This is a genomic window from Micromonospora sp. 050-3 (assembly GCF_046549335.1).
In the GTDB taxonomy this organism is placed as follows: domain Bacteria; phylum Actinomycetota; class Actinomycetes; order Mycobacteriales; family Micromonosporaceae; genus Micromonospora; species Micromonospora trifolii.
The window spans coordinates 3,070,900-3,095,258 of the sequence record NZ_JAJPVX010000001.1 but is presented as its reverse complement, the minus strand read 5'-3'; the positions used below and the strand labels follow the sequence as shown (position 1 = coordinate 3,095,258).

General features: G+C 70.2%; 21 protein-coding genes. 13 read left to right on the top strand and 8 right to left on the bottom strand.

Annotation, left to right across the window (positions count from 1 at the left end; genetic code table 11):
* Positions 1-3: 3 nt before the first annotated feature.
* Positions 4-1,203 carry an MFS transporter gene (locus ACLJOK_RS14160; protein WP_410818946.1) on the bottom strand — a complete coding sequence of 400 codons (1,200 nt, stop codon included), beginning with the start codon at positions 1,201-1,203 and terminating at the stop codon, positions 4-6.
* Between the two features lie 33 nt (positions 1,204-1,236).
* Positions 1,237-2,019 (bottom strand): SDR family NAD(P)-dependent oxidoreductase, encoded by a 783-nt coding sequence (locus tag ACLJOK_RS14155; RefSeq protein WP_410818944.1) that lies wholly within the window; start codon positions 2,017-2,019, stop codon positions 1,237-1,239.
* 57 nt (positions 2,020-2,076) lie between these two features.
* Between ACLJOK_RS14155 and ACLJOK_RS14150 the strand changes: the two genes are divergently transcribed.
* On the top strand, positions 2,077-3,066 hold the full coding sequence (locus ACLJOK_RS14150; protein ID WP_410818942.1) for an ArsR family transcriptional regulator: 990 nt from the start codon (positions 2,077-2,079) through the stop codon (positions 3,064-3,066).
* A 198-nt stretch (positions 3,067-3,264) separates the two neighbouring features.
* Here the strand turns inward: ACLJOK_RS14150 and ACLJOK_RS14145 are convergent, their stop codons facing one another.
* Both ACLJOK_RS14145 and ACLJOK_RS14140 read right to left on the bottom strand, forming a co-directional pair.
* Positions 3,265-6,726, bottom strand: a complete 3,462-nt coding sequence (locus ACLJOK_RS14145; RefSeq protein WP_410818940.1) for an alpha-glucuronidase family glycosyl hydrolase — start codon at positions 6,724-6,726, stop codon at positions 3,265-3,267.
* A gap of 148 nt (positions 6,727-6,874) precedes the next feature.
* Positions 6,875-7,957 (bottom strand): LacI family DNA-binding transcriptional regulator, encoded by a 1,083-nt coding sequence (locus tag ACLJOK_RS14140; protein WP_410818938.1) that lies wholly within the window; start codon positions 7,955-7,957, stop codon positions 6,875-6,877.
* A gap of 184 nt (positions 7,958-8,141) precedes the next feature.
* Here ACLJOK_RS14140 and ACLJOK_RS14135 point away from each other — a divergent pair, with 184 nt between their 5' ends.
* Genes ACLJOK_RS14135 through ACLJOK_RS14120 form a run of 4 tightly spaced genes read left to right on the top strand, consistent with a single transcriptional unit; the run spans position 8,142 to position 12,257 of the window.
* Positions 8,142-9,362, top strand: coding sequence for an ABC transporter substrate-binding protein (locus ACLJOK_RS14135; protein ID WP_410818937.1), 1,221 nt, complete (start codon positions 8,142-8,144; stop codon positions 9,360-9,362).
* Positions 9,359-10,471: an ABC transporter ATP-binding protein gene (locus tag ACLJOK_RS14130; RefSeq protein WP_410818935.1), complete on the top strand. Its 1,113-nt coding sequence runs from the start codon at positions 9,359-9,361 to the stop codon at positions 10,469-10,471. Before ACLJOK_RS14135 ends, ACLJOK_RS14130 begins: the two co-directional genes overlap by 4 nt.
* Positions 10,468-11,367 (top strand): ABC transporter permease, encoded by a 900-nt coding sequence (locus ACLJOK_RS14125; RefSeq protein ID WP_410818933.1) that lies wholly within the window; start codon positions 10,468-10,470, stop codon positions 11,365-11,367. Before ACLJOK_RS14130 ends, ACLJOK_RS14125 begins: the two co-directional genes overlap by 4 nt.
* Positions 11,367-12,257 (top strand): ABC transporter permease, encoded by an 891-nt coding sequence (locus tag ACLJOK_RS14120; RefSeq protein ID WP_410818931.1) that lies wholly within the window; start codon positions 11,367-11,369, stop codon positions 12,255-12,257. Before ACLJOK_RS14125 ends, ACLJOK_RS14120 begins: the two co-directional genes overlap by 1 nt.
* Here the strand turns inward: ACLJOK_RS14120 and ACLJOK_RS14115 are convergent.
* The 4 genes from ACLJOK_RS14115 to ACLJOK_RS14100 all read right to left on the bottom strand — a co-directional run bounded on the left by ACLJOK_RS14115 (position 12,235) and on the right by ACLJOK_RS14100 (position 16,447).
* The gene (locus ACLJOK_RS14115) at positions 12,235-13,761 is read right to left on the bottom strand and encodes a gluconokinase (protein ID WP_410818930.1); all 1,527 of its coding nucleotides are present in this window, start codon (positions 13,759-13,761) and stop codon (positions 12,235-12,237) included. The two genes, ACLJOK_RS14120 and ACLJOK_RS14115, sit on opposite strands and share 23 nt — an antisense overlap.
* Positions 13,762-13,836: 75 nt before the next feature.
* Positions 13,837-14,550: a hypothetical protein gene (locus tag ACLJOK_RS14110; protein WP_410818928.1), complete on the bottom strand. Its 714-nt coding sequence runs from the start codon at positions 14,548-14,550 to the stop codon at positions 13,837-13,839.
* Positions 14,551-14,657: 107 nt separating this feature from the next.
* On the bottom strand, positions 14,658-15,320 hold the full coding sequence (locus ACLJOK_RS14105) for a response regulator (RefSeq protein WP_410818926.1): 663 nt from the start codon (positions 15,318-15,320) through the stop codon (positions 14,658-14,660).
* Entirely contained in the window at positions 15,317-16,447 is a 1,131-nt protein-coding gene (locus ACLJOK_RS14100; protein WP_410818924.1) for a sensor histidine kinase, read from the bottom strand. Before ACLJOK_RS14100 ends, ACLJOK_RS14105 begins: the two co-directional genes overlap by 4 nt.
* Before the next feature lie 144 nt (positions 16,448-16,591).
* On the opposite strand from ACLJOK_RS14100, the gene ACLJOK_RS14095 reads away from it, so the two are divergent.
* From ACLJOK_RS14095 to ACLJOK_RS14060, 8 genes are all read left to right on the top strand, one after another.
* Complete coding sequence (locus ACLJOK_RS14095; RefSeq protein ID WP_410818922.1) at positions 16,592-17,587, top strand: carboxymuconolactone decarboxylase family protein; 996 nt, start codon at positions 16,592-16,594, stop codon at positions 17,585-17,587.
* Positions 17,588-17,597: 10 nt separating this feature from the next.
* Positions 17,598-18,050 carry a DUF6220 domain-containing protein gene (locus tag ACLJOK_RS14090; protein WP_410818921.1) on the top strand — a complete coding sequence of 151 codons (453 nt, stop codon included), beginning with the start codon at positions 17,598-17,600 and terminating at the stop codon, positions 18,048-18,050.
* Positions 18,047-19,786 carry a multicopper oxidase family protein gene (locus ACLJOK_RS14085; RefSeq protein WP_410818920.1) on the top strand — a complete coding sequence of 580 codons (1,740 nt, stop codon included), beginning with the start codon at positions 18,047-18,049 and terminating at the stop codon, positions 19,784-19,786. Before ACLJOK_RS14090 ends, ACLJOK_RS14085 begins: the two co-directional genes overlap by 4 nt.
* A 45-nt stretch (positions 19,787-19,831) precedes the next feature.
* On the top strand, positions 19,832-20,230 hold the full coding sequence (locus tag ACLJOK_RS14080; protein WP_410818918.1) for a VOC family protein: 399 nt from the start codon (positions 19,832-19,834) through the stop codon (positions 20,228-20,230).
* A 28-nt stretch (positions 20,231-20,258) separates the two neighbouring features.
* Complete coding sequence (locus ACLJOK_RS14075; protein WP_410818917.1) at positions 20,259-20,702, top strand: OsmC family protein; 444 nt, start codon at positions 20,259-20,261, stop codon at positions 20,700-20,702.
* A 57-nt stretch (positions 20,703-20,759) separates the two neighbouring features.
* Positions 20,760-21,845: a hypothetical protein gene (locus ACLJOK_RS14070; RefSeq protein ID WP_410818916.1), complete on the top strand. Its 1,086-nt coding sequence runs from the start codon at positions 20,760-20,762 to the stop codon at positions 21,843-21,845.
* Between the two features lie 186 nt (positions 21,846-22,031).
* Complete coding sequence (locus ACLJOK_RS14065) at positions 22,032-23,468, top strand: non-reducing end alpha-L-arabinofuranosidase family hydrolase (RefSeq protein ID WP_410818914.1); 1,437 nt, start codon at positions 22,032-22,034, stop codon at positions 23,466-23,468.
* A 210-nt stretch (positions 23,469-23,678) separates the two neighbouring features.
* On the top strand, positions 23,679-24,293 hold the full coding sequence (locus ACLJOK_RS14060; RefSeq protein ID WP_410818912.1) for a dihydrofolate reductase family protein: 615 nt from the start codon (positions 23,679-23,681) through the stop codon (positions 24,291-24,293).
* Positions 24,294-24,359: the final 66 nt, after the last annotated feature.

Below are 24,359 nucleotides of genomic sequence, written 5' to 3'. Positions count from 1 at the left end.
TAGTCAGGTGTTCTGGGCGGCGACTGTGGTTCGAGGGTGACCGGTGGCAGGGCTTGCCGCCAGGTGGCGAGCAAGAGCGATCGCGGCGAGGAACGCCAGGACCGCGCACACGCCCAGCCACCCGAAGTGGGCGTATGCGCGAGCTCCGAGCCAGGAGCCGAGGCTCCCGCCGAGGTAGGCGCAGGTCATGTAGGCGGTGTTGAGTCTGCTCCGGGCTTCGGGCCGCAGGGCGTAGACGCGTACCTGGTTGGCGACCATGCCGGACTGCATCCCGACGTCGAGCAGCAATGTGCCGAGCGCCAGTGCCGCGAGGCCCCCCGCCCCGCCGAGAATGGCGAACGCGAGGACGGCGGCCGAGGCGATGATCCCGAGCAGGCAGGCCAAATTCACCGCGTCGCTGCCCCGACGGTCCACCTGCCGTCCGGCGACCGGGGTGCACAGCATTGTCGCCGCGTTGACCAGTGCGAGCGTTCCGACCGCCGGTGCGCCCAAGTCGTATGTGGGGCCGGTGAGCAGCAGCGCGACGGCGGTCCAGACCGCGGAGAAACCGGCGAAGACCGTCGCCTGGTAGAAGCAGGAGCGTCGCAGATCGGCCTCGGTGCGCAGCAGGCGCAGCGACTCGGCCAGCAGCGCCGGGTATCGGTGCCCGGACGGCGGTCGTGTTGTCGGCAGTACGCGGGCCATGACCACGGCGATGAACAGCACGGACGCCGCCGCCGTCAGGTAGGGGGCCCGCCATCCGAACCAGTCGCCGATGGTGCCCGCGACGGTGCGGGACAGCAGCATGCCAGCGATGGAGCCGCTCAGCAGGGTGCCGCTGACCACGCCGCGCTGGTCGTCGGCAACGAGGCCGGCTGCCATCGGGCCGATGATCGGCGCGACAACGGTCGTGACCCCGACGAGGGCGCTCGCGCCGACGAACGGCGGCAGCGCGGGTGCGGCGCTCGCGGCGAGCAGCCCCAGCCCGGTGAGGCCGAGCAGGGTGACGATCAGCGGGCGATGCGGGAGCCGGTCGCCGAGCGGCACCAACAGGAAGATCCCGGCGGCATAGCCGAACTGCACCGCGGTCACCACCAGGGCGGCCGAGTCAGCGCTGACGTGCAGGCTGGCGGCGACCAGCGGGCTGGTCGTCTGGGGAAAGTAGATGTTTCCGACGGCGACCCCGCAGGTGAGGGCGAGGAGCACCAGCAGCCTGCGACTCATCTGCGAACCGCCTGTCCGAAAGCGTCGATCACGTCAGTCCACCGGCCCGCCGGCGACGTAGATGACCTGGCCGGAGACGAACCCGGCTTCGGGGCTGACCAGGTACGACGCGGTGTGCGCGATGTCCTCGGGCTGGCCGACCCGGCGCACCGGGATGGTCTGCGCCACGATCCGCTGGTGCTCCTCGAAGCTGCGGCCCCGCCGCTGGGCCCCGACCCTGGTCATGTCACTGACCACGAAGCCTGGCCCGATGGCGTTCGCCGTCACGCCGTGCTGCCCGAGCCGCAGCGCGAGCGATTTGGTGAAGCCGATCAGACCGGCCTTCGCGGCGGCGTAGTCAACGCGGCCGGAATCGCCGAGCGCGGAAATGCTCGACATGTTGACGATCCGTCCCCAGCCGGCCGACATCATGTAGGGGGTCACGGCCCGGGTGAGGAAGAACGCTCCGCGCAGGCTGACCCCGGTGACCGCGTCCCACTGCTGGGTGCTCGTCTCCTCGACGCCGGCGTTGGGGCCGCCGATGCCGGCGTTGTTGATCAACACCGTCGGTGATCCCAACTCGGCCGCGATCCGAGCGACAGCGGCGGTCACGGCCGACTCGTCGTTGACGTCGGCGGCGAACGCCGCCGCTGTTCCGCCGTCGCGGGTGATGGCAGCCACGGTGCCGGCACAGTCTTCCTCGACCAGGTCGACCACGGCGACCGCGAGGCCATCGCGCGCCAAACGCCTGGCCACCCCGGCGCCGATGCCGCGTGCCGCGCCCGTGACGATCGCCGTGCGCCGAATAGCCTGGTTTGTCATGTTGATCTGTGTCATGCCGGGTAGTCCACGGCACGTTGGCGACGATCGCCAAGCGATGTAGCGTGCAGCTTAATGATCAGCTTCATGCTCGGCGTCGAAGACCTCGCGGACACCCGCTTCGCGATCTCGCCGATCCACGAGGCCGTGCTCAGCCTGCGAGTGTTACGCGAGCCTGGCCTGTACGCGCTGCACCTGCCCTGGCGCAGGTCGGTTCTCGGTAGCCTCGAGGCGCCCGGTGCCGACCTGTTGATGTCACTGGTCGGGCCAGACCGCTGCGTTCCGGACTTCCTCACGCCCCGACCGGCGGCCTTCGCCGCGACCTTCGAGGACGAACTGGCCGCCGTACGCCGAACACCTCCGGACGTCGTACGCCGCGACGTGCTGGCCCTGTACTCACGTGGCGGGCTACCGGCCGTCGTTCAGGAAATCACCGCGAACGAGGATGAGCCGGTGCTCGCACTCCGTGACGCCATCTGCGACCGCCTGCTCCGCTATTGGCAAGCAGCGATCAGGCCGACTTGGCCGCAGATGCGACTCGTCCTGGAGGCGGACACGACCTACCGCGCCCGACAACTGGCCGTAGGAGGAGCACGCCTGCTCTTCGCCGACTTGCACCCGAATTTGCGCTGGCAGGACGGCGTCCTGCACATCGACAAGATGATCGGCAGGCACCACGTCGCGGCAGCCGGCCGAGGACTGCTGCTGGTGCCATCTATCTTCTCCCATAGGCCAGCTCCGCCAGTCAGCCCGGACGAGCCACCAATGCTGGCCTACCCCTGCCGTGGAGTAGCAACGCTCTGGGCGCCGACACCGACCGCCGACGCGACCGCCGTCACATCGCTCCTCGGCGCGCCCAGAGCGCGACTGCTCCACCTCCTTGCCGAACCGCTACCGACCGTGGAAATGGCCCGCCGGCTCACAGTCACACCCAGCGCCGTGTCACAACACCTACAGGTCCTCCACGCGACAGGCCTGATCACTCGCGCCCGCGACGGACGGCACGTGCTGTACCGGCGCAGCCCTCTTGGTGACCAGGTGGTCGGCCAGTCGACAGAGCAGTGATCCCAGTGGACCAGGGCGCTGCCCTTTGGTGATCATGCCCACCAGCCACTTCATGCTGCCGCCTTCGATCAGGGGTGCATTAGCGTGGGTCACGAGGACCTCCGGGTGATGCGGAACCTTCGACAAGCTCCACCTCACCCGGAGGTCCTCACCACTTCACGATCTCAGCTCTGTCACCAACGGCCACGGGCAGGACACCTAGCGGATGCGCTCCCCTCGGCTCTCGATCCGGAAGTAGTCGAAGGCGACGTCGAGGTCGGTGGAGGTGCCGGCCCGGTTGAAGGCCAGGAGCCCGGCCTTCGTCGGCTCGACGTTCAGCGTGTGGGTGCCGAGGTAGCGGTAGACGCTTCCGTCGTTGGAGTAGTAGGCGCGGTAGCTGTTCCCGATCTTGGTCAGTCGCAGCCAGATGGCGCCGTCGGCCCCGACGATCCGCTGGGCGTCGGCACCGGTGATCTCCAGGGTGGACGCCGTGCCGTTCTGCTCACGCAGGAAGACGATCCGGGTCTTGTTGACGGCGGCGGTCGCGTTGCCCATCTCCCAGGCGAGCTTCACGTAGTTGTTGTCGTCCGCGTACCCGAGCACACCGCCCTGCTCGTTGTTCGTGGCGAGTGGGCGGGAGAAGACGACCCTGGACTCGACCGTCCAGTCGCCGTCGACGTCCTGGAGAGCCAGGTTCCTCGCGGTGTTGGCGTTGCCCTGGAGGTCGCCCTGCTGCGCGGTGACGACCAGGGACCCGTCGGCCAGTCGCCGGTTGCTCTCGTCCGGCCGGATCCACTGCCACTGCGGGCCGAGCGGGGTCGAGTCGAACTCGTCGCTGCCGGTGATTGTGGTGTTCAGGTCCACGGTGTAGGTCGACGAGGCGCCGCCGTTGGTGACGGTGACCCGAGCCTGCCCGGTGGGGCTGGTCGCCTGCTCGACCGCGACCGTGGCGGCGGGGTCGGCGGCGCTGGCGGTGACCGTCGGTACGGTAGTGGTACCGGCCGGTGCGAGGGCGTTGTAGCGCAGCACCGTCGGCTTGAAGGACGCCAGACGCTTGCCGTCGACGCGCAGGGCCGTCAGCGTCGTGTCGGGCACCAGGTTGAAGACGTAGTTCTTCACCAGGGGGCCGAAGAAGCTCTCCGTCGTTACCTTGACGACCGCCTGACCGGGTACGCCGGCCGCCTGGGAGATGATCTCGTAGCGGGCCTTGCGGTCGGTCGTCCGCACCTTGGTGATGGTCGGCGACGCTCCGGCCGGCACCGGAATGATGTACGAGGTGTCCGACAGGTTGAAGCCTCCGAACCTCTTCCCGTTCACGACGATCGTCGCCGACAGTGGCCCGTCGTCGACCGGGATGTCCCGCCCGCTGAATTCCTTCCAGTAGTTCACCGAGGTGTCCCGCCAGTCGGCGGCGTCCGCCTCGTGCACCGCCAGCTTGGCGCGTACCTCAGCGAACCGGCGTGCGTCGATGTCGGGTTGGAGCCCGTCCCAGGTCTCCCGCATCCAGGTCACGTACTGCACGCCCATCTGGTAGCGGTAGACCAACTCGTCCCAGAACGTCCGGCCGCTGTCCATCCGATGGCCCCACGGCACGTGGTGGAACCACATCAGCAGGTTCTCCGGGACCGAGTTGATGTTCCCGTAGCGCTGCTGCAACCGGGGGAAGTACTGGGCGGCCAGGTTGCTGCCGGTGGGGGAGCGGTCGAAGCCCAGACCGACGCTGTCGGCCTTGTTGTAGTAGATCGGGCTCCAGTCGTCGCGGCCCGCCCAGTCGGCGGGGTCGGGGCGGTAGTGGACGCCCTCGGCGAACTGGTGGCCGATGCCCAGCGGCGTCTGGTAGCTGACCAGCGACTGCCACGAGCCCATCATCATCCGGTGGATGGTGTCAACGACGCGCCGGTCGTTGCTCCAGGTCATCCGCGTCCAGTCGGTAGCGATGTCCGTCGAGTCGAGCGTCCAGTCCCATGCCTGACGTCCGAAGGCGAACAGGTTCGCCTGGGCGAAGTGGTGCCCGGTCAGGTTGTCCGCGTTGCCGAGGTTGGCGACACCCACGATGGCGGTGTCCGGGTGGTGCTGGGCGGTCCCGTCGACGATGTTGCCGACCAGGCGTTTCTTGAGCAGCTTCCCGTTCGCGTCGGTCGCGTACGTGTCGGTCTTGAGGATCTCCTCGTACATCGGGCCGAGGTAGGCCAGCATCCAGTTCTGGCCGGTGTACTCCTGCGTGATCTGGAGTTCCAGGGCCTGGTTGGTGTTCTCCATCCGGCCGAACATCGGGTGGATGGGCTCCCGGGCCTGGAAGTCCAGCGGCCCGTTCTTGGTCTGGAGGAACACGTTGTCGGCGAAGCGTCCCCGGCTGCCGTCCGGCTGGACCTCGTCGTCGATCGGCCCGAACTCCAGGTAGGCCCGCTTGAGCCGATCGTTGTCGACCTCGGCGTTGTAGACGAACGTCCGCCAGTGCACTGTCATCCCGAGCGGCGCGACAGCGGCGGCGATGGCGTTGGCGCCGTCACCGTGGTCGTACCCGAAGTCCTGTGGCCCCGGCTGGCCCTCGGAGTTGGCCTTGACGGTGAGGCCCATGAAGTCCGGGATCGCGGCCTGGATCTGCTGGGCCCGGCGGTGCCACCAGCCCCGGAAATCCGCGCCGTACGGATCGAGTTGGGCGTTGGTCAGCGTGTCCGGCGCGAACCGGCTGTCGGTGGGCGCTGTGTAGCGGATCGACAGGCCCAGCTTGATGCCGTACGGACGCAGCGCGTCGGCCAGGGCGGCCTCTTGGGCGATGCGGGCGCTCGTCAGGTACGCGTTGTCGGCGTTGACGTTGTTGATGGTGATGCCGTTGATGCCCAGCGACGCCAATGCGCGGGCCATGACGAGGTAGCGGTCGAGGATGACGGGCAGGTTCCGGCCGGCGCTGGCACCGGTCGCGGCGAAGTTGAAGATCGCCCCGCTCTCCCCGTTCAGCCCGCCGATTCCGGAGGCGTTGTTGCCCGCGTAGAGACGCTCGGTCTCCCAGTTGTTCAGCAACCGATGCTTGATCTTCGGTGACTCGGCGACGCGCAGGTGGTCGATGGGTTTCTGGGTCTGTAGCAGCCGCAGGAAGGCGAAGGTGCCGTACAGCGCGCCGAGGTCGGTGTTGCCGGCGATGACGGTGAACCGTGACCTGCCCTTCGACACCGAACGGACGAGGTAACCCTCGTCGCCCACGGTGGCCAGGTCGCGGGTCGCGATGGTGCGGCCCACCAGCTGCGAACTCGTCGGCGTGCCCACGACGATCGCGCCGTCGGGGACCGTGCCGCCGTCGACAGTCGCCACGGGCGTCGGCTGACCGAGCAGCCCGCCCAAGCCGCGGACCAGCTCGTCGCGGGCGGCGCCCAGCGTCGTCTCGACGAGCTTTTCGCTGGAGCCGGGGGCCATGGCGAGGTCCGTCGTGTGCCGGTGGACCTTCGTGGTGTCGGCGTTCTCGACCACGATCGCCGTGGCCGCGCGGCGGTAGTCGCGCAGCAGCTTTGCGTCGTCGACCGGCACGTACCGAAGCCACAGGTCGGAGCCGCTGTAGTCGTCCGGCGACGGGGCCGCGGCGACCGGCGTGGTGGTGGCGACAGTGAGGGTGGCCGCGACGGTGGCCAGTGCCGTGCCCAGCACGATGAGGGTTCGCCGTAGCCGGGGCACCGAAGCTCGGTTCATCGCCATCTCCTCGTTCGTCCGCTGGGGACGCCGTTCGGCCCGTCCGACGAGCGCAACGACGTTGTTGGATGGATGCGCGTCGATCCTTCCGGGCGTCGCTCCGCCTCGGCAACGAGTTGTCGTTTCTTGTCGTGGGGCCGTGCCGCCCTCACGGCAGGTGGGCCGCCGGGCCGGGAACGGGCCGCTGTCGTACCCACGACGGTCGGGCCCGGCCGGGGCTCGGGTTGCGCGCGGCCGTCGAGTCGCGGACCACGAGGCGTACCGGCAGGACCATCGGCCGGCCGGTGTGCCCGGGCGCCCCCTCGATCATCGTGAGCAGGTGCCGGGTAGCGGCCGAGCCCTCCGCGTAGAGCGGTGCCGCGACAGTGGTGAGCCCGGGCGTGACGATGTCGGCGGCGAGGATGTTGTCGAAGCCCACGACGCTGACGTCGCCCGGAACGTTGACGCCCATCCGGCTGAGGCCGCGGATGATCCCGATTGCCATCTGGTCGTTGAAGGCCAGGACTGCCGTCGCGGGACGGGCGCACAGCTCCTGTGCCGCCCGCTCACCGCCGGCCATGGTCGGACTGAACGGTCCGATCTGGCGAACCTTGATCTCCAGCTCCATGCCGGCCTCGAGCAGCGAGCGCCAGCGCACGCCGTTGGGCCAGGACGCCTGCGGCCCCGCGACGTAGGTGATGTGGTCGTGCCCCAGCTCACCGAGGTGCTCGGCGGCCCGCCGCACCCCACGGGGGTCGTCCGTGACGACGCACGGCACGTCGGCGAGAGCGCGGTTGAGGACCACCACCGGCCGCTGCTTGGCGACCATCCGGATGGCCGAGTCCGACATCCGGCTGCTGGCCAGCACGATGCCGTCGACTGTCGACATGGTGCGTTCGACCGCCGCCCGTTCCAACCGGTCGGACTCCTGGGCGTCGATCAGCACCGTGGTGTATTCGCCGTCGGCAGCCACCTCCTGCGCGCCGCGCACGATCTCGGCGTACACCGGGTTGGTGATGTCGGCGATGACCAGCGCGATCATCTGCGTACGGGAGGTCGTGAGGGCGCGAGCGAGGGGGTTGGTCCGGTAGCCCAGCCGCTCGGCGACCTGCCGGATCCGTTCGGCGGTCTCGGAGTTGACGCGACTCGGTCGGGAGAAGGCGCGGGACACGGTGGACGGTGAGACGTCCGCCTCGAGGGCGACGTCGTAGATCGTGACTCGCTGTCCCGGCGGCCTGGTGTGGTCGGGCATCTGCATGCTCCTCCCGGCTACGCGCCGTGATCATGCTATGGCGGCGGTGAATACTCGGCAATGCCCCCGCAACAATCCAACGGCCCGATCACATTCGCGCGAGGCAATACATGGCAACCCGTTGCCGCCGCGACGCGCCGGCTGCCTGAATCAGCAGGATGACACCTGGCGGAGGGAACGGCTCATGGGTATCTCGCGGCGCGGCGCTCTCCTGGTCACGGCATCGTCGCTCCTGGTGGGCGCGGTCGGGTGCGGGGCACCCGAGGCCCCCGGCGACTCCAAGGGCGACAGCACCGGCGAGGTGCCACAGCGGCCCGGTAAGGCCGTCACGCTCAACGTCCTCGACGTGGCGGGCAACCTCCAGCTGACCCAGGGGATGATCGACGAGTTCGTCTCGAAGAACCCTGACGTGATCTCCCGGGTGACCTATTCGAAGGCGCCGGCGCCCGAGCTGGCCGGGAAGATCAAGGCCCAGCAGGGGGCGGACCGGGTGGACATCGGTCTCGTGCTGACCGGCGTCGACGGCCTGGCCGCCGGGATCGAGCAGGGCCTCTGGATCGACGTGTTGCCGACCTTCCAGGACCGCCTCGGCGGCATGAGCAACTACCTGGAGCCGGCCGCCGCGATGCAGAAGCTCGCCGGCAACGCGGGCGTCACAGTCACCTACTACCCGTCAGGTCCGCTGCTCGAATACCTGCCGTCCCGCCTGGCGACGCCACCCACCAGCGCGGACGCGCTGCTCGCCTGGGCCAGAGCCAACCCCAGGAAATTCCAGTACGCCCGCCCGGCCAACTCCGGCCCGGGCCGGACGTTCCTGATGGGCCTGCCCTACATCCTCGGCGACGCGAACCCGAAGGACCCCACAGAGGGCTGGGACAAGACGTGGGCCTTCCTCAAGGAGCTGGGCCAGTACGTCGACTACTACCCCTCCGGCACCACCGAGACGATGAAGAACCTCGCCAACGGCACCGCGCACCTGATCGTCAGCACGACCGGTTGGGACATCAACCCTCGGGTGCTCGGCACGGTGCCCAAGGAGGCCAGGATCACCCCGATCGACGGCTTCCACTGGGTCACCGACGCGCACTACGCAGTCCTGCCCAAGGGCGTGTCGACCGACACCCAGGCCGCGGTGCTGGCCCTGTTGGCGTTCATGCTCACCCCTGAGCAGCAGGCGAAGGCGTACGACGAGGGTTACTTCTACCCGGGCCCGGCAATCAAGGAGGTCCAGCTCTCGTCGGCGCCGCAGAAGAGCCAGGACGCGATCCGGGAGTTCGGTCGCCCCGAGTACGACGCGCTGATCGCTGGAAACCCGACCGAGGTCCCGCTCGACGCGAAGAGCCTGGTGGCGGCGTTCAGCCGCTGGGACCGCGAGATCGGTGGCGGCAAGGTCAAGCAGGGATGAGCGCCTTCACCCAGCTGCGGCTGGACGGGGTGTCCCGCCGGTTCGGCGGCCAGGCCGCCCTCACCGAGCTGGACCTGACGATCGAGGCGGGGGAGTTCATCGCCCTGCTCGGCCCGTCCGGCTGCGGCAAGTCGACGGCGTTGAACTGCCTGGCCGGGCTGTTGCCGTTGACGGCGGGGAGCATCTGGCAGGACGAGCGCCGCATCGACACGCTGCCACCGGAGCGGCGTGGCTTCGGCATGGTGTTCCAGAGCTACGCCCTCTTTCCGCACCTGACGGTCCGGGCGAACATCGCCTTCGGGCTGCGGATGCGGCGGCTGCCCAAGGAGGAGACGCGCCGGCGTACGGAGGAGGCGGTGCGGCTGGTGCGACTGGAGGACCACGTCGACAAGCTGCCCGGTCAGCTCTCGGGCGGCCAGCAGCAACGCGTGGCCATCGCCCGCGCCGTCGTGTTCGAGCCGTCAGTGGTGTTGATGGACGAGCCGTTGAGCAACCTCGACGCCAAGCTGCGCCTGGAGATGAGGACCGAGATCCGCCGGCTGCACCAGTCGCTGGGGCTCACCACCGTCTACGTGACCCACGACCAGGAGGAGGCGCTCTCCCTGGCCGACCGGCTGGTGGTGCTGCGGGAGGGGCGGGTGCAGCAGATCGGCTCGCCGCGTGAGCTGCACACCCGGCCGGCGAACTGGCACGTCGCCGACTTCATGGGCTACCGCAACCTGTGGCGGGGGCGGGTGGAGCAGTCCGACGGCGCCCGGGCCACAGTCGAGTCGTCCGGCCATCGCCTGCTCGGCGAGGTGGTGGGGGGCCTCCAGACCCGGGCCGAGGCCGTGGTCGCGGTACGCCCCGAGGACATCCGCGTCGACGGGCCCGGCGAGACCCGCAACGCCATGTCGGCGACGGTCGAGGTGGTGGAGTACCAGGGTCGCGAGTTGGCGGCCGAGGCCCGCACCGACACCGGGCTGCTGCTGCACCTGCGGACCGAGCAGCGAATCGCGCCGGGCGACCAGGTCAAGCTCTCCGTCGACCCGCAGCGGCTGCTCGTCTATCCCGCCGACGCGTCGACGCAACCCGATCGCCTCGTGGACGCCTCGGTGGCGACGCGGTGAGCGGCGCCGGGCCCGGGAGGCCACTGACGCACTGGCGGCACCGCCTCGCCGAGCGGGGCGTCGATCGTCAGCTCTGGCTGCTGGTCCCGGCCCTGGTGTTCGTCATCGCGCTGTTCCTCTACCCGTTCTTCTACGGGCTGACGCTCTCGTTCCAGCCGACCAGGGGCGGGCCGTTCAGCGACTACGCCCGCTTCTTCTCCGACTCCTACGAGCGGGGCACGATCTGGATCACGCTGCGGATCGCGTTGCCCGCCGCTCTCCTGAACGTCCTCGCCGCGGTGCCGATCGCCTACCGGATGCGCGGCCGGTTCCGGGGCAAGCGGCTGGTCACCACGCTGCTGGTCGTGCCGATCACGCTCGGCACGGTCCTCACCGCACAGGGGTTGCTGAACTTCCTCGGCCCGACCGGCTGGTTCAACCGGATCCTGTTGGCCAGCAACCTCGTCGACGAGCCGGTGCGGCTGACCCACAACTACTGGGGTGTGTTCTTCTCGTTGGTGATCACTGGTTTTCCGTTCGCGTTCCTGCTGGTGCTGTCGTACCTGTCCGGCATCGACCCGACCCTGGAACGGGCAGCAGCGACGCTGGGCGCGGACTGGCGTCGTCGGTTCACCCGGATCACCCTGCCGCTGCTGATGCCCGGTCTCGCCACGACGTTCTGCCTGACGTTCGTCCTGGCGTTCAGCGTGTTCCCGTCGGCGGTTCTGGTCGGCAACCCGGCCGGTGAGACCCGGGTCATCTCCCTCGCCGCCTACCAGGCGGCCTACGAGCAGTACGACTACCCGTACGCCTCGGCGATCGCCATGATCATGGGGTTCGTCGAGCTGGTCATCATCGCGGTCGTGCTGGCCGCTCGCAGCCGGTTCTACACCGGCTCCACCGGAGGCAAGGGCTGATGGCAACGACCACCCAGGCCCCACCAGCGCGGCCCCCCGCCACCAACACCGACCGGCGGCGGCGCATCGCCGCGCGGCCGGCCGCCTGGATCGTGTGGGGCGTCGTCATCTTCTTCTTCCTCAACCTGCTGGGCGTCGTGGCGTCGGTGCTGGTCAGCTCGTTCGGCCGGCGCTGGTTCGACACCTGGCTCCCGGACGGCTACACCACCGACTGGTACGCCCGGGCCTGGGACGAGTTCGCGCTCCTCCAGGTCATCGTCGTGACACTGGAGGTCTCCGTCCTCGTCGTGGGCCTCTCGCTGGTGATCGGCGTGCCGGCCGCCTACGCCCTCGCGCGGCGCTCGTTCCCGGGCAAACGGCTGATCTTCCTCGTGTTCCTGCTGCCGATCCTGATGCCCCCGATCACCTACGGCATTCCGCTGGCGACAGTCCTCTACAAGTTCGGCCTGGCCGGGCACATGTCCGGGGTGGTGCTCGCCAACCTCGTGCCGTCGGTGCCCTTCGTCATCCTGACCATGACCCCCTTCATCGAGCAGATCGACCCGCGCATCGAGAGCGCGGCGCGCATGTGCGGCGCGGGCCTGCGCACGGTGTTCCTCCGGGTCCTCACGCCGCTGCTCGTGCCGGGCATCCTCGCCTCCGCGATCCTCGTGCTGGTCCGGACCGTGGGCATGTTCGAGCTCACCTTCCTGACCGCGGGGCCGGACTCGCAGACCCTGGTGGTGGCGCTCTACTACTCGATGTCCGCGTCCGGGATCAGGGCCCAGCAGTCGGTCGACGCCATGGCGGTCATCTACACCTCGATGATGATGGTCCTGCTCGTCGTTGCACTGCGCTACGTCAACCCGACGCAGCTTGTGGCGCAGGTCAAGGACGAACCGGAGCACTGAGGCCGGCGCCGGCGTCGAGGATCTCACCCAGGCGACCCGCGACCGTGAGGAGCGCGGGCAGCCTCGTCCGCAGACCGCGATAGGCCGCGGCGAGAGCCGGGTCGACCGCTACGGGCTCGCCGGCGGCGACCCCGGCATCGAGCTGGGCGACCGCCTCCTGAAGATCCGCGGTGTGGCCGACCGCGAAGAGCCCGAGCGCCGCCGCGCCGAGGGTGACGTGGTCGGCCACACCCGCGACGCGGACCGGGCAGTCCAGGACCGCCGCCATCACCTCCCGCCACAGCGGAGACCGGAAGACGCCGCCGGTCAGGCGGACACTGCCGATCGGCGTCAGCTCGGCCAGACGGTCACGGACGCCACCGAGTTGCAGGCAGACGCCCTCCACGGCGGCCCGGACCAGGTGGCCGCGCGAGTGCTCACCGCGCAGTCCCAGGAAAGCGCCCGGCGGGGCGCAGCCCTGCGGCGGGGCCTCGTCGGCCCGCAGGTAGGGCAGCATCACGAGACCGTCGCTGCCCGGTGCGATCCGCTCGGCGAGATCCAGGAGCGCGGGCGCGGCACTGTCGTCACCGAGGACACGTCCCGCCCACCGTACGACGTTGCCGCCGTTGCCGACCGCGCCGCCGACAACCCACGCGTCGTCGGTCAACGCACCGCAGGAGAAGGTTTCCTTCGGGTCGGTGAGGGGGGCCTCGACGACCGTCCGCAAGGCCCCGGTGGCCCCGAGCGTCAGGGCGCCGACGGTGTGGTCGATCGCCGCCGCGCCCAGACTTCGCAACGGACCGTCTCCCGCGCCGACGACCACCGGTGTGCCGGAGGGCAGGCCGACAGCGCGCCCGGCCGTCGACGACAACCGCAACACCGCCGTCGTGGGCAGCACCGGGGGTAGCTGACTCTCGGACACCCCGGCAAGATCGAGTACGGCGGAACTCCACAACCGACGGTGCACGTCGAACATCCCGGTGCCCGATGCCGAGGACAACTCGGTCACCAACATCCCGGTGAGTCGATAGACCACGTAGTCCTTGAGGCCGATCCACCACCGCGTCGCCGTACAGAGGTACGGCTCGTGGCGGGCGAACCAGAGCAGCTTGCAGAGCGGGTTCTTCGGGTGCACAGGCGTACCCGTCAACCGGTGCAGCTCCCAGCTCTGGCCGGACAGCCGCAACTCGCGGGCCGCCTCCGACGACCGCGTGTCGCGCCGGGTCAGCAGCGGCGTCACCGGCGTCATGGCCGCGTCCAGCCCGATCAGGCCGTACCTGGCGGAGCTCAGCGCAACGGCGACCACCTCCGCCCCGGCGGTGGCAGCCACACACGCGGACATCGCCGCCACTGTGGCCGCCATCAGCATGTCCGGCTCCTGCTCCCGCCAGCCGGGCATCGGCTCAAGCAGTGGGTACTCCCGCGTCGCGACGTGTCGTGCGGAGCCGTCCAGAGCGAACGCGACAGCCCGCACGGCCGTGGTGCCCACGTCGACTCCGACGATCACCCGACGCTCCGGCCCCATCCGCACATGGTCGAGCGGTGGTCTGCGGGCCGGCAAGCGGTTGCGCGCAGTTGTCCTCACGGCGCTCCGCGCCGGTCAGACCAGGAACTCCTCCCGCATCCGCGCGCCCAGGTTGATCCCACCGACCGCCCGAGGGCCGGCCGTGTCGTGCACGGCGACGGTGTTGTTGCGCCGCATCAGCTCACGGACCGCTGGCGGTAGGCGCGGCGGGTCGTCCATGGCCGCGAGGACCTGCCCGGCACTGGAGATCAGCCGATCGGCCAGCGCGGCAGCGTCGGTGTCCACCCGCACCCGGCCGTACTCCCAGCCCGACGTGGTGAGGTCGAGCACCTCGAACACGCGGGTCACCAGCGGGTTCGGGTCGGTCACCCGGTCGAGCCGGCGCGCCCGGCTGCCGAGCACCGTGACAGCGGCGGCCACCTGCGCGTACGGGTGGAAGCCGCACGGCAACGCGAACAGCGGCCAGCGCAGGGCCGGGCCGGCCTCCTTCCACAGCGGCCGGTAGTTACGGCGGTGCACCAGCAGTCGCCGGCCCGTCCGTCGGTGGATCTCCTGGGCCTGGGCCTGAAGGTCCACGTGGGCCTCGTCGGCGACCTGACTCACGATCCGGGTCGCCACGACCAGGCCGTCGTCACTGTCGAGCGAACCGGTGAGCGCCTCGACCTGCTCGGTGAACCGGATCCGCGCGTGGGGGCCGTACCGGGACTGGACGTCGTGCAGCAGCGCCTGCTGGCGTCCCGGGTCGAGCTGGACTCGCCTGCCGCCCAGCAATCGACGGAGCCAACGCATGTCGCCTCGATTCAGCAGAGCCGTCGCGGACGGCGGCAATGCTAGTGCGTCGACCCTCCCTCATGTTCCCAAGGGGGGCCGGTCGACCGCGCTCTCGGGAACGGCGATCACCGGCGACGCGGCGTGATCAGGCCCGACTCGTACGCCCACACGACCAGCTGGGCCCGGTCGCGGCAGTGCAGCTTCGTCATCGCCCGGTTGACGTGTGTCTTGGCGGTCAACGGACTGATCACCATGCGCGCGGCAATCTCGTCGTTGGTCAGCCCGCGGGCGACCAGCTCGACGATCTCCTGCTCCCGGGCGGTCAGCACGTCGCGTCCGGCCGTCGGCACGGCCGGCGGTGGGCCGGCCACGAACTCACTGATCAGTGTGCGGGTGACGGTCGGGGCGAGCAGCGCGTCACCGCGCGCGACGACGGTGACGGCGTGCAGCAGGTCGGCGGGGTCGGCGTCCTTGAGGAGAAAGCCGCTGGCGCCCGCGCGGAGGGCGGCGAACACATAGGAGTCGAGCCCGTAGTTGGTGAGGATGAGAACGCGGATCGCGGCGAGGTCGGGATCAGCGGCGATGCGCCTGGTGGCCTCGATGCCGTCGAGGCCCGGCATCTGCACGTCCATCAGGACGACGTCCGGGCGCAGACACCGCGACAGGTGGACGGCCGAGGTGCCGTCGGTCGCCTCGCCGACGACCTCCAGGTGGTCCTCGGCGTCGAGCAGTGCCCGGAAGCCGGCTCGCATCAGCGCCTGATCGTCGGCGAGCAGCACCCGGATCATTCCGACTCCCGCAGCGGGAAGGTGGCCCGTACGGTGAATCCGTGGTCGTCGTGCGCGGCGGTCCGCAGCGTGCCGCCCAGGGCGCTGACCCGCTCCCGCATGCCGCGCAGGCCCACGCCAGGGGTCAGCGGTTCGGCCGGCGACGCCTGACCGTCGTCGGTGACCGCGACGGTCAGCTCCGCCGGGGCGTACTCCACCTGGATGTGCGCGGTCGCGGGACCGGCGTGGCGGGCCACGTTGGTGAGCGCCTCCTGGATGACCCGGAACCCGGCCTGGTCGACCTCGTCGGGCAGGTCCCAACGCTGGCCGGTGACTGTCACCTGCACCGGTACGCCGACCGCCCGGGTGCGCTCGGCCAGCTCGTTCACCCGGGCCAACCCGACCCGATCGCCGTCGGTGGGTGCGCGGAGGACGTCGAGGGTCGTGCGGAGTTCCCGCATCGCGGCGCCGCTGGCCTCCTGGATCGCCAGCAGAGTGGCCGACGGCTCCTCGCCGTGTTTGCGGGCCAGGTGCACGGCGATCCCCGCCTGCACCTTGATCACCGAGATGCTGTGGGTCAGGGAGTCGTGCAGGTCGCGGGCGATACGCAGGCGCTCCTCCCCGGCGCGCCGCAACGCCATCTCCTCGCGGGTGCGTTCGGCCTCGATCGCCCGCTGCTCGACCTGCTCCAGGTACGCCCGGCGCTGCCGCGCGACGAGCCCGGCGACGTTGGCCGCCACGAACCAGCCGAGCAGCAGTGCCGTCCGCTCGGCGACCAGCTGGCCTGGTCGGCCGGCCGGCGCCATCGAGATGTCGCGGGCCAGGAAGCTACCGAGGAAGGCGAGGCTGGCCACGGCGGCGGCCGACCGGTGTCCCTGCCAGGCGCTGACGTAGACCGCGCAGAGAACGGGGAACGCGGCCGACACCCCGGGGTGCACCCGGACGTGAACGGCCAGCATGGCGACGGTGACCACGCCCAGCGCCACCACCGGGTAGCGGCGGCACACCGCCAGGGCCACCACCGTGGCCAGGACCAGGGCGACGTCGAGCACCTCGACCGTCGCGGCGTCCGGGGTGAGCACGGCGTTGCCGAGCAGGAGGACGCCGAGGGCGAGACCGCCGACGGCGTACGGGAGGTCGCGGCGCATGGTCGCACTGTAGAACGGCCGCCGTCGGTGGAGCATCCCGCGCGCGTGGTAGTCGTGGCGTACCACGGGCGCGGTATGAGCGGCGAAACAAGTGTCTGCGGCGGCACGACGTTTTCCCAGTCGGCCGCCGCGAGCATCGAGCCCATGACTTATCGCTACTTCACCCCCGCGCCGGCGAGGGCGGCCACCGGCCGCACCGCGGCCGTCTACCAACAGTCGCGCGACGACTTTCTCGGCCCGTTGCCGACCTTCCAGGCGCTCTCGGCAGTGCCGGAGGTGCTGGCCGCGACCTGGGCCCTGATGCGGGAGGCGCTGCTCGCCGGGGACGCGCCCCGGGTCGACCGCGAACTCGTCGCGGCTGCGGTGTCCCGGGCCAACCGCTGTCAGTTCTGCGTCGACGCCCACGTGCTGCTGCTGCACGCGCTGGGCGCACCGAAGCTTGCCGAGGCCGTCGCCCGGGGCGACACACCGGCCGAGCCGAGGCACGCCCAGCTCGTCCGCTGGGCGCAGGCGAGCCGCAGCCCCAGAGCCGCCGACTGGACCAGCCCGCACGGCCCGGAGATCACCGGCACCCTGCTCGCCTTCCACTTCATCAACCGGGTCGTCTCCGCGTTGCTCGACCCCGATCTGCTCCCCGCCGGCCTGCAACGCTCCCCACTGGTGCGCTCGATCGGGGGCCGGCTCTACGCCAAGGCGGCCCGGGAGCCGAAGGTGCCCGGCCGAAGCCTCCCGCTCCTCGACGCCCACCCGACGGCATCACGTCCCGCCTGGGCGGGGGACAGCCCGGTGGGCGTCGCCTACGCGTCACTGCGGAACGCCGCCACCCGGGGTGGGGAAGACCTGCTGGGCGACGTGGCGCGCCACACCGTCACCGCCACCGTGCGCTGGGAGGACGGGCGGTTCCCGGCCCGGCCCGCGGACTGGGCCGTCGACCTGGTCCGGGACGTGCCGGGCACGGACCGCATCGGGACGCGGATCGCGTTGCTGGCGGCGTTCGCGCCCAGCGCGATCAGCCCGGGCGACGTCGCTCTGTGGCGGCTCTCCCACCCCGCCGACGCTGACCTCGTTCGGGTGGTCGCGTACGGGGCGATCACGGCCACCGATCACGTCGCCCAGGCCCTCGCCTCGGCGCACCTCTAGGAGGTAACCCATGCGCAAGGCTCTCGTCATCGTCAGCGCCCTGCTGCTCGTCGCGTTCGCCGTGCAGTTCGTTCTCGCCGCCGTGGGCGGCTTCACCAGACCCACCGTCGAGGACGCGTACGCGCTGCACAGCGTCAACGGCATGGCGGTCATTCCGATTTTCACAGTGCTCACCGCCCTGTTCGCCGCGCTGGCGAAGGCGCCGGGAAAGATCATCGGACTGGCGATCCTGCCGATCGGCCTCGTCCTCCTCCAGCCGCTCATCGCCATGCTGGCCGAGGCGTCCACCGACGCGTCGGGTGTCAGCACCCCGCTGGGCCTGACCATCGGTGGATTGCACGCGCTCAACGGAATCATCGCGGTGCACGTCGTGGTCGGCGTCCATCGGGCGGCGCGGAAGCTGGCCGTCCCGGTTCCCGCCGGCGCGGCTCGGCTGGTCACCCCGGAAGGAGAGCCGGCATGACCACCGGGTCGCTGCTCGTGGCCGACCTCGTGATCGCGGTCCTCGCCGCCGCCGGCTGGCTGGGGGGTGGGGCCGCGTCCGCCGCCGGCCGCCGCCCGCTCGCACTGGGACTGGCGGCCGTCGCGCTGCTCGCCACGCTCGCCCGCGCGATCACGATCACCGCCCTCGCCCGCGCCGGCTGGTGGTTCGCCGCGGAGAAGATCCTCATCGCGGGCCCGCTGTCGCTCGCGGCGGTGGGTGTCGCCGGTCCGCGGTTGCTGCGGGCCCCGGGCGACATCCGGGCCGTCGCGCTCCCGCTGCTCTTCGCCGGGTACGCCACGAGCAGCGCCCTGCTCGTGACGATCCTGCACGGCTATCCGGCGTCGGCCGGGGCAGGGTTGCTCGCGGTCGCCGGGGTCGTGGCGGCGACGGTGATCTCGGGGCGTGCGCTCGGTGCGCGCCCGTCCCGGACGGTGTCCCGGGTGGCCCTCGTGGTGGCGGTCGCGGCGTTGCTGACCGGAACCGGGCTGACCGTCGCCCCGGGTGCCGCGCCCGCCGTACCGCACGGTCATGGTCCTCCGGCGGCCCGGATCGCCGACGAACCCACCCGGCGGTTCACCCTGACCGCCGGGACCGCCATCGTGGACGCGGGCGGCCGGAACGTCGCGGCCTGGGCGTTCAACGGGCAGGTCCCCGGGCCGGACTTGACCGCCACCGTCGGCGACGTCCTGGAGGTGACGCTGCGCAACCGGGACATCGGGCGCGGCGTCACACTGCACTGGCACGGGTACGACGTGCCGAACGACCAGGACGGGGTACCCGGGCTGACGCAGGCGGCGGTGCGGCCCGGGCAGGAGTTCGTCTACCGGTTCCGCGCCGATCAGGTCGGGACGTACTGGTACCACACGCACTCGGCCTCCGATGTCGGCGTGCGGATGGGCCTGTACGGGGTGCTGGTGGTGCGACCAGGTCCGGTGACCGGCCTCGACGTCACAGTGCCGGTGCACACCCTGGCGGGCCGTCCGTTGCCCGTGCCGAGGGTGGAGCAGGTCGAGGCCGGCGTGCCGGTGCGGATGCGGCTGATCAACACCGACAGCACGACACACCGGTACGCCCTGGCCGGGACTCCGTTCCGGGTGGCCGCGATCGACGGCGTCGATCTGCGGGGCCCGACGCCGCTGGTGGACACCGCCGTGCTGATCCCGGCCGGGGGCCGCTACGACCTGGTCTTCGACGCCCCGGCGACCCCGGTGGCGCTGTTCGTCGACGGACGGGCGGTCTACTCGACCGGCCCGCTGTCGACGGTGACCGACGCCTGGCCGGTGCTCGATCCGCTCGGCTACGGCGCGACCGCTCCGGTGCCCTGGTCCCGGTTCGACAAGACGTTCACCCTCGTCCTCGATCGTGGCCTCGACCTGCGCAGACTGCTACCGCGGTACGCCCACACCGTCAACGGCGCGGCCGACCCGGACATCCCACAGCAGGTCGTACGCCTCGGCGACGTCGTACGGTTCACGATCGTCAACCGGTCGCAGATCGTTCACCCGTGGCACCTGCACGGCCACCACGTCCTGGTGCTGACCCGCGACGGAGAGCCGGCGGCCGGAAGCCCGTTGTGGCTGGACTCGTTCGACGTCCGCCCGGGCGAGGTGTGGGAGGTGGCGTTCCGGGCCGACAACCCGGGGATGTGGGCCAACCACTGCCACAACCTGGCGCACGCCGATGCCGGGATGACGCTGCACCTGATGTACTCGTGATCGCCCTGCCGGCCGATGAGCCGCGCACCTGTGCCAGGCTGGTTCATGCCCTTGAGCGCGCATCACCTGAGAGCGTCGGTCGCCGTCTCGGACATCTCGGAGGCCGTCGCGTTCTACGAAGGCAAACTGGGTCTACCGGCGTTGCGATCCGGGCCGAGCGCGACAGTCGTCGACGGCGGCCGCGTCTACGGTTCCGGTGGTGGCCCGGCGCTCAACGTGTTCCAGTCGGTCACCGCCGGGAAGACTCCGGCAACACTGGCTACGTGGTATGTCGACGACATCGACCAGATTGTCGACGAACTCTCCTCGTCCGGCGTCGAGTTCATCCGCTACGAGCAGTTGACCCACGACGCCAAGGGGATCACCGCGCGGGCAGGTGGTGGGCGCATCGCCTGGTTCCAGGACCCGGATGGCAACACCTTCGCCGTCGAAGCTGACGCCTGAGTCGGGAAGTGTGGGTAGCTTTCCTGTCATGACTGAGGACAGCTTCCGTTCGGTGGCGATCGAGCGCACCAGCCTGGGCAACTACGTCGTGCGAAACTCCCGCGGCGGTTCGATGTCGCTGGGCACGGGCGAGGACGGCAGTTTCACACCGGTGGAGTTGCTGCTGGCCGCCATCGGCGGATGCACCGCGGTAGACGTCGACCACATCACCAGCCGTCGCGCTGAGCCGACCGGGTTCGCCGTCGCCGTCACCGGCGACAAAATCCGGGACGAGGCCGGCGGAAACCGGATGCGGAACCTGCGGGTCGAGTTCACAGTGACCTTCCCGGAGGGCGCGGAGGGCGACGCGGCCCGTGCGGCGCTGCCCCGGTCGATGCAGCAGTCGCACGATCGGTTGTGCACTGTCTCCCGTACCGTCGAGCTCGGCACCCCCGTCGCGATCACCGAGGGCCCTGGGCCCACCGCAGACTGATCGTCGCTGAGCACGGCTACTCAGGCCCGCGCCGATCGTTCGTGTGAGGGTGACGACATGCGTCGACTACTGGTGCCACTGCTGCTCGTCCTCACCATGGCGGTGGCGTGCGCCGACCCGAACGCCCAGCCGGGTCGCTCGGACCCGACGGTGGCGGAGGCGGCGCCCACCGAGCTGCTCGCCGACGGCAGCGTGCCCTGGGCCGACCTGAAGATCACCGGCGAGGACCTCAACGGCCGCCCTGCCGCGCCGAGAAAGCCGGCCACCGGCAGCGAGCCGTGTCGGGCGGAGCAGCTTACCGGCCGGCTCACCGAGTGGACACGGCCTGGCACCGGAGGGGAGACGCCCCGCGGCTTCGACGCCGCGATCGGCAAGCTCATCGGCGAAGTGGACGTGCGGAACACGTCGACTGTCGAGTGCACCCTTCAGGGCGAGGTGCCCACGACCATGCTGGCCGGCGGCCGCGAGATCCCGATGCTCTACACCCACGGCATCAACGAGGAGGGCAGCACCCGAGTGGTCGCCGTGCCGGCCGGCGGCCACGCCAGCCTGCGCCTGGACTGGTCCGGGCCGTTCTGCCAGCCCGTGAAGGGGTCGTTGGAGCTCGCGATCGAGCTGCCGCACGACGGCGGCCGGGTGCGCGCATCGGTCACCGCCGACGAGCGTCCGGGCTGTCCGCAGGGGGAGGGGGTCAACCCCCGCGCGCGGGGGACGCTGTCCGCGAGCGGGTTCACCGAGCCGGTCACCGTGTCGAAGCCCCCGTCCTCGCCGCTCGACCAGCTCACCGTCGCTGTCCAGGGGCCGACGACGGCCGTCGCGGGGTCGCGGCTCACCTTCCGGGTGACCCTCGGCAACCCGACCGGCGGCTCCCTCGCGCTGGACCCCTGCCCGGGCTACCTGGTGGAACGTTTCTCTCTCGGCGACGCGACGAACGACGCGGTGAACTCGGCCCAGCTGTACCGGTTGAACTGCCACGCGCTCCCGCAGATCCCCGCCGGCGGCAGCGCCGTGTTCGAAATGGTCGCCGAGGTGCCGGCCTCGATGCGGGCCGGGCGCGAGCTGACCGTGACATGGAAGTTCTACCTGCCGCACTACGTGCAGCGGAGCAACCAGTTCGGTGTCCTCACCCTCACCGTCGTCTGAGGAAGGTCGCCGCCGGGCCAGCCGCACCGGGAAAGTCGACGTAGGCGAGATCAAGACATAGATGCTGTTGAGTGCATGGGAGCGCTCCCGTAGCATACCTGACGCGGCCTGTTAACGCTCACAATCAGTCACTGAGCAGCGACCACCACCAATGCATGGGCCGCCGTCCCGCGAGGAGGGTGCTATATGACCAGATCCAGAGCCACCAATGTCGGTCTGGTTGCGGCCGGCGTCGGGTTACTGGTGTCGTCGACAGTTGTCGCGGCGCTGCCGGCTGGCGCCGCAGCTGAGGGTTGTTCGGTGAACTACGCCGTCTCGTCGCAGTGGCAGGGCGGCTTCGGCGCCAACGTGGCGATCACGAACCTGGGTGATCCGTTGAGCAGTTGGACGTTGACCTGGTCGTACGGCGCCGGGCAGACGGTGACGCAGGCCTGGAACACGTCTCTGACGCAGAGCGGGTCGGCGGTGACGGCGAAGAACGTGGGCTACAACGGTGCGATCCCGGCCAACGGCACTGTGTCGTTCGGGTTCAACGGGTCCTGGACGGGCAGCAACCCAGCACCGACGAGCTTCGCCCTGAACGGTGTCACCTGCACCGGTGGCACGACGCCGACCGATCCGCCGACCGATCCGCCGACCGATCCGCCGACCGATCCGCCGACCGATCCGCCGACCGATCCGCCGACCGACCCGCCGACCGACCCGCCGACGTGCAACCTTCCGTCGACGTACCGGTGGTCCTCGACGGGAGCGCTGGCGCAGCCGAAGTCGGGCTGGGTGTCACTCAAGGACTTCACCGTCGCCCCCTACAACGGCCAGCAACTCGTCTACGCCACCACCCACGACAACGGCACCCGGTGGGGCTCGATGAACTTCGGCCTCTTCACCAACTACTCGCAGATGGCCTCGGCCAGCCAGAACGCGATGAACAACGCGACAGTCGCGCCGTCGCTGTTCTACTTCGCGCCGAAGAACATCTGGGTGCTCGCCTACCAGTGGGGTGGGCCCGCGTTCTCCTACCGGACCTCGACCAACCCGACCAACCCGAACGGCTGGTCTGCGGCGCAGACGCTGTTCAGCGGAAGCATCACCGGCTCGGGCACCGGCCCGATCGACCAGGCGGTCATCGGTGACGACACGAACATGTACCTGTTCTTCGCCGGTGACAACGGCAAGATCTACCGGGCCAGCATGCCGATCGGCAACTTCCCGGGCAGCTTCGGCTCCAACTACACGACCATCATGAGCGACACCACAAACAACCTGTTCGAGGCCGTTCAGGTCTACAAGCTCCAGGGCCAGACCCGTTATCTCATGATCGTCGAGGCGATCGGTTCGCAGGGCCGCTACTTCCGCTCGTTCACGGCCACCAGCCTGGGCGGCTCGTGGACGCCGCAGGCCACCAGCGAGAGCAACCCGTTCGCCGGCAAGGCCAACAGCGGTGCCACCTGGACCAACGACATCAGCCACGGCGAGCTGCTGCGCACCAACGCCGACCAGACCATGACCGTCGACGCCTGCAACCTGCAACTGCTCTACCAGGGTCGTTCCCCGCAGTCGGGCGGCGACTACGGCCTCCTGCCGTACCGGCCGGGTCTGCTGACCCTGCAGCGCCCGGTCTGATCACGCTCGACCGACCCGCACCACGCCACTCGGGTTCATGGAAGTCGCGGTATCCCGGTCGTCCGGACGCCGCGACTTCCTTGAACGCGAGTCGATCAAGGAACAAGCCGGGGATGCGACACGCATCAGCGAGGCCGCCTGCGGCCGACGAGTTTGGGACGATGCGCCGGTCGAACCATCGACATCACCCGACTCGAAGGGATCCCCGCGATGGCAAAGGTCATCTCCACGCTGTTCATCTCGGCCGACGGTGTGGCCGAGATCGACCCTGACTGGCACTTCCCGTACTTCGACGAGAACATGGGCCGCGCCGTCACCGAGGACTATGACGCCGCCGACGTGCTGCTCATCGGCCGGGAGACGTACGACAGCTTCGCCGGGGCCTGGCCGGACCGGGAGGCCGCGGGTGGCGACGACGCGCCGTTCGCCAAGCAACTCGGCGACATGCGCAAGGTCGTCGTCTCGCGCCGATCGCCGGAGTTCTCCTGGCGCAACTCCGAGCTGATCAGCGGGGACCTCCTCGACGCCGTCGCCGCGCTCAAGGCCGATGCGGGCGTCCGGGGAGTCCTCATCCCCGGGTCGATCTCCGTGGTGCAGCAACTGCTCGCCGCCGGCCTGGTGGACGAGCTGCGTCTGCTGGTGCATCCGGTGGCCGCGCGCAAGGGCCGCAGGCTGTTCGACGAGGGCGACGCGGCGTACCACCTGCGACTGGTGGCTTCGGAGGCGTTCCCGACCGGGGTCCTTCGCGTGATCTACGCGCCGGGCACGGCACCGGCTCCGGTGGGATACGACGAGATCACGGATCAGGTGCCGGCCGGAAACTAGGGCGCCTCTGGGGGTGGCTGCCGCGCCGGCCGTTCTCCGACCGGGGCCGTCACAGGCCCATGTGAA

Bases quoted from the DNA above. Each gene is read 5' to 3' on its own strand.
- ACLJOK_RS14085 (WP_410818920.1), top strand. From the start codon at position 18,047: ATGACCACCGGGTCGCTGCTCGTGGCCGACCTCGTGATCGCGGTCCTC.
- ACLJOK_RS14150 (WP_410818942.1), top strand. From the start codon at position 2,077: ATGATCAGCTTCATGCTCGGCGTCGAAGACCTCGCGGACACCCGCTTC.
- ACLJOK_RS14145 (WP_410818940.1), bottom strand. From the start codon at position 6,726: ATGAACCGAGCTTCGGTGCCCCGGCTACGGCGAACCCTCATCGTGCTG.
- ACLJOK_RS14100 (WP_410818924.1), bottom strand. From the start codon at position 16,447: ATGCGCCGCGACCTCCCGTACGCCGTCGGCGGTCTCGCCCTCGGCGTC.
- ACLJOK_RS14110 (WP_410818928.1), bottom strand. From the start codon at position 14,550: ATGCGTTGGCTCCGTCGATTGCTGGGCGGCAGGCGAGTCCAGCTCGAC.
- ACLJOK_RS14065 (WP_410818914.1), top strand. From the start codon at position 22,032: ATGACCAGATCCAGAGCCACCAATGTCGGTCTGGTTGCGGCCGGCGTC.
- ACLJOK_RS14090 (WP_410818921.1), top strand. From the start codon at position 17,598: ATGCGCAAGGCTCTCGTCATCGTCAGCGCCCTGCTGCTCGTCGCGTTC.
- ACLJOK_RS14095 (WP_410818922.1), top strand. From the start codon at position 16,592: ATGACTTATCGCTACTTCACCCCCGCGCCGGCGAGGGCGGCCACCGGC.
- ACLJOK_RS14115 (WP_410818930.1), bottom strand. From the start codon at position 13,761: ATGGGGCCGGAGCGTCGGGTGATCGTCGGAGTCGACGTGGGCACCACG.
- ACLJOK_RS14120 (WP_410818931.1), top strand. From the start codon at position 11,367: ATGGCAACGACCACCCAGGCCCCACCAGCGCGGCCCCCCGCCACCAAC.
- ACLJOK_RS14070 (WP_410818916.1), top strand. From the start codon at position 20,760: ATGCGTCGACTACTGGTGCCACTGCTGCTCGTCCTCACCATGGCGGTG.
- ACLJOK_RS14130 (WP_410818935.1), top strand. From the start codon at position 9,359: ATGAGCGCCTTCACCCAGCTGCGGCTGGACGGGGTGTCCCGCCGGTTC.
- ACLJOK_RS14160 (WP_410818946.1), bottom strand. From the start codon at position 1,203: ATGAGTCGCAGGCTGCTGGTGCTCCTCGCCCTCACCTGCGGGGTCGCC.
- ACLJOK_RS14080 (WP_410818918.1), top strand. From the start codon at position 19,832: ATGCCCTTGAGCGCGCATCACCTGAGAGCGTCGGTCGCCGTCTCGGAC.
- ACLJOK_RS14140 (WP_410818938.1), bottom strand. From the start codon at position 7,957: ATGCCCGACCACACCAGGCCGCCGGGACAGCGAGTCACGATCTACGAC.
- ACLJOK_RS14135 (WP_410818937.1), top strand. From the start codon at position 8,142: ATGGGTATCTCGCGGCGCGGCGCTCTCCTGGTCACGGCATCGTCGCTC.
- ACLJOK_RS14075 (WP_410818917.1), top strand. From the start codon at position 20,259: ATGACTGAGGACAGCTTCCGTTCGGTGGCGATCGAGCGCACCAGCCTG.
- ACLJOK_RS14060 (WP_410818912.1), top strand. From the start codon at position 23,679: ATGGCAAAGGTCATCTCCACGCTGTTCATCTCGGCCGACGGTGTGGCC.
- ACLJOK_RS14105 (WP_410818926.1), bottom strand. From the start codon at position 15,320: ATGATCCGGGTGCTGCTCGCCGACGATCAGGCGCTGATGCGAGCCGGC.
- ACLJOK_RS14155 (WP_410818944.1), bottom strand. From the start codon at position 2,019: ATGACACAGATCAACATGACAAACCAGGCTATTCGGCGCACGGCGATC.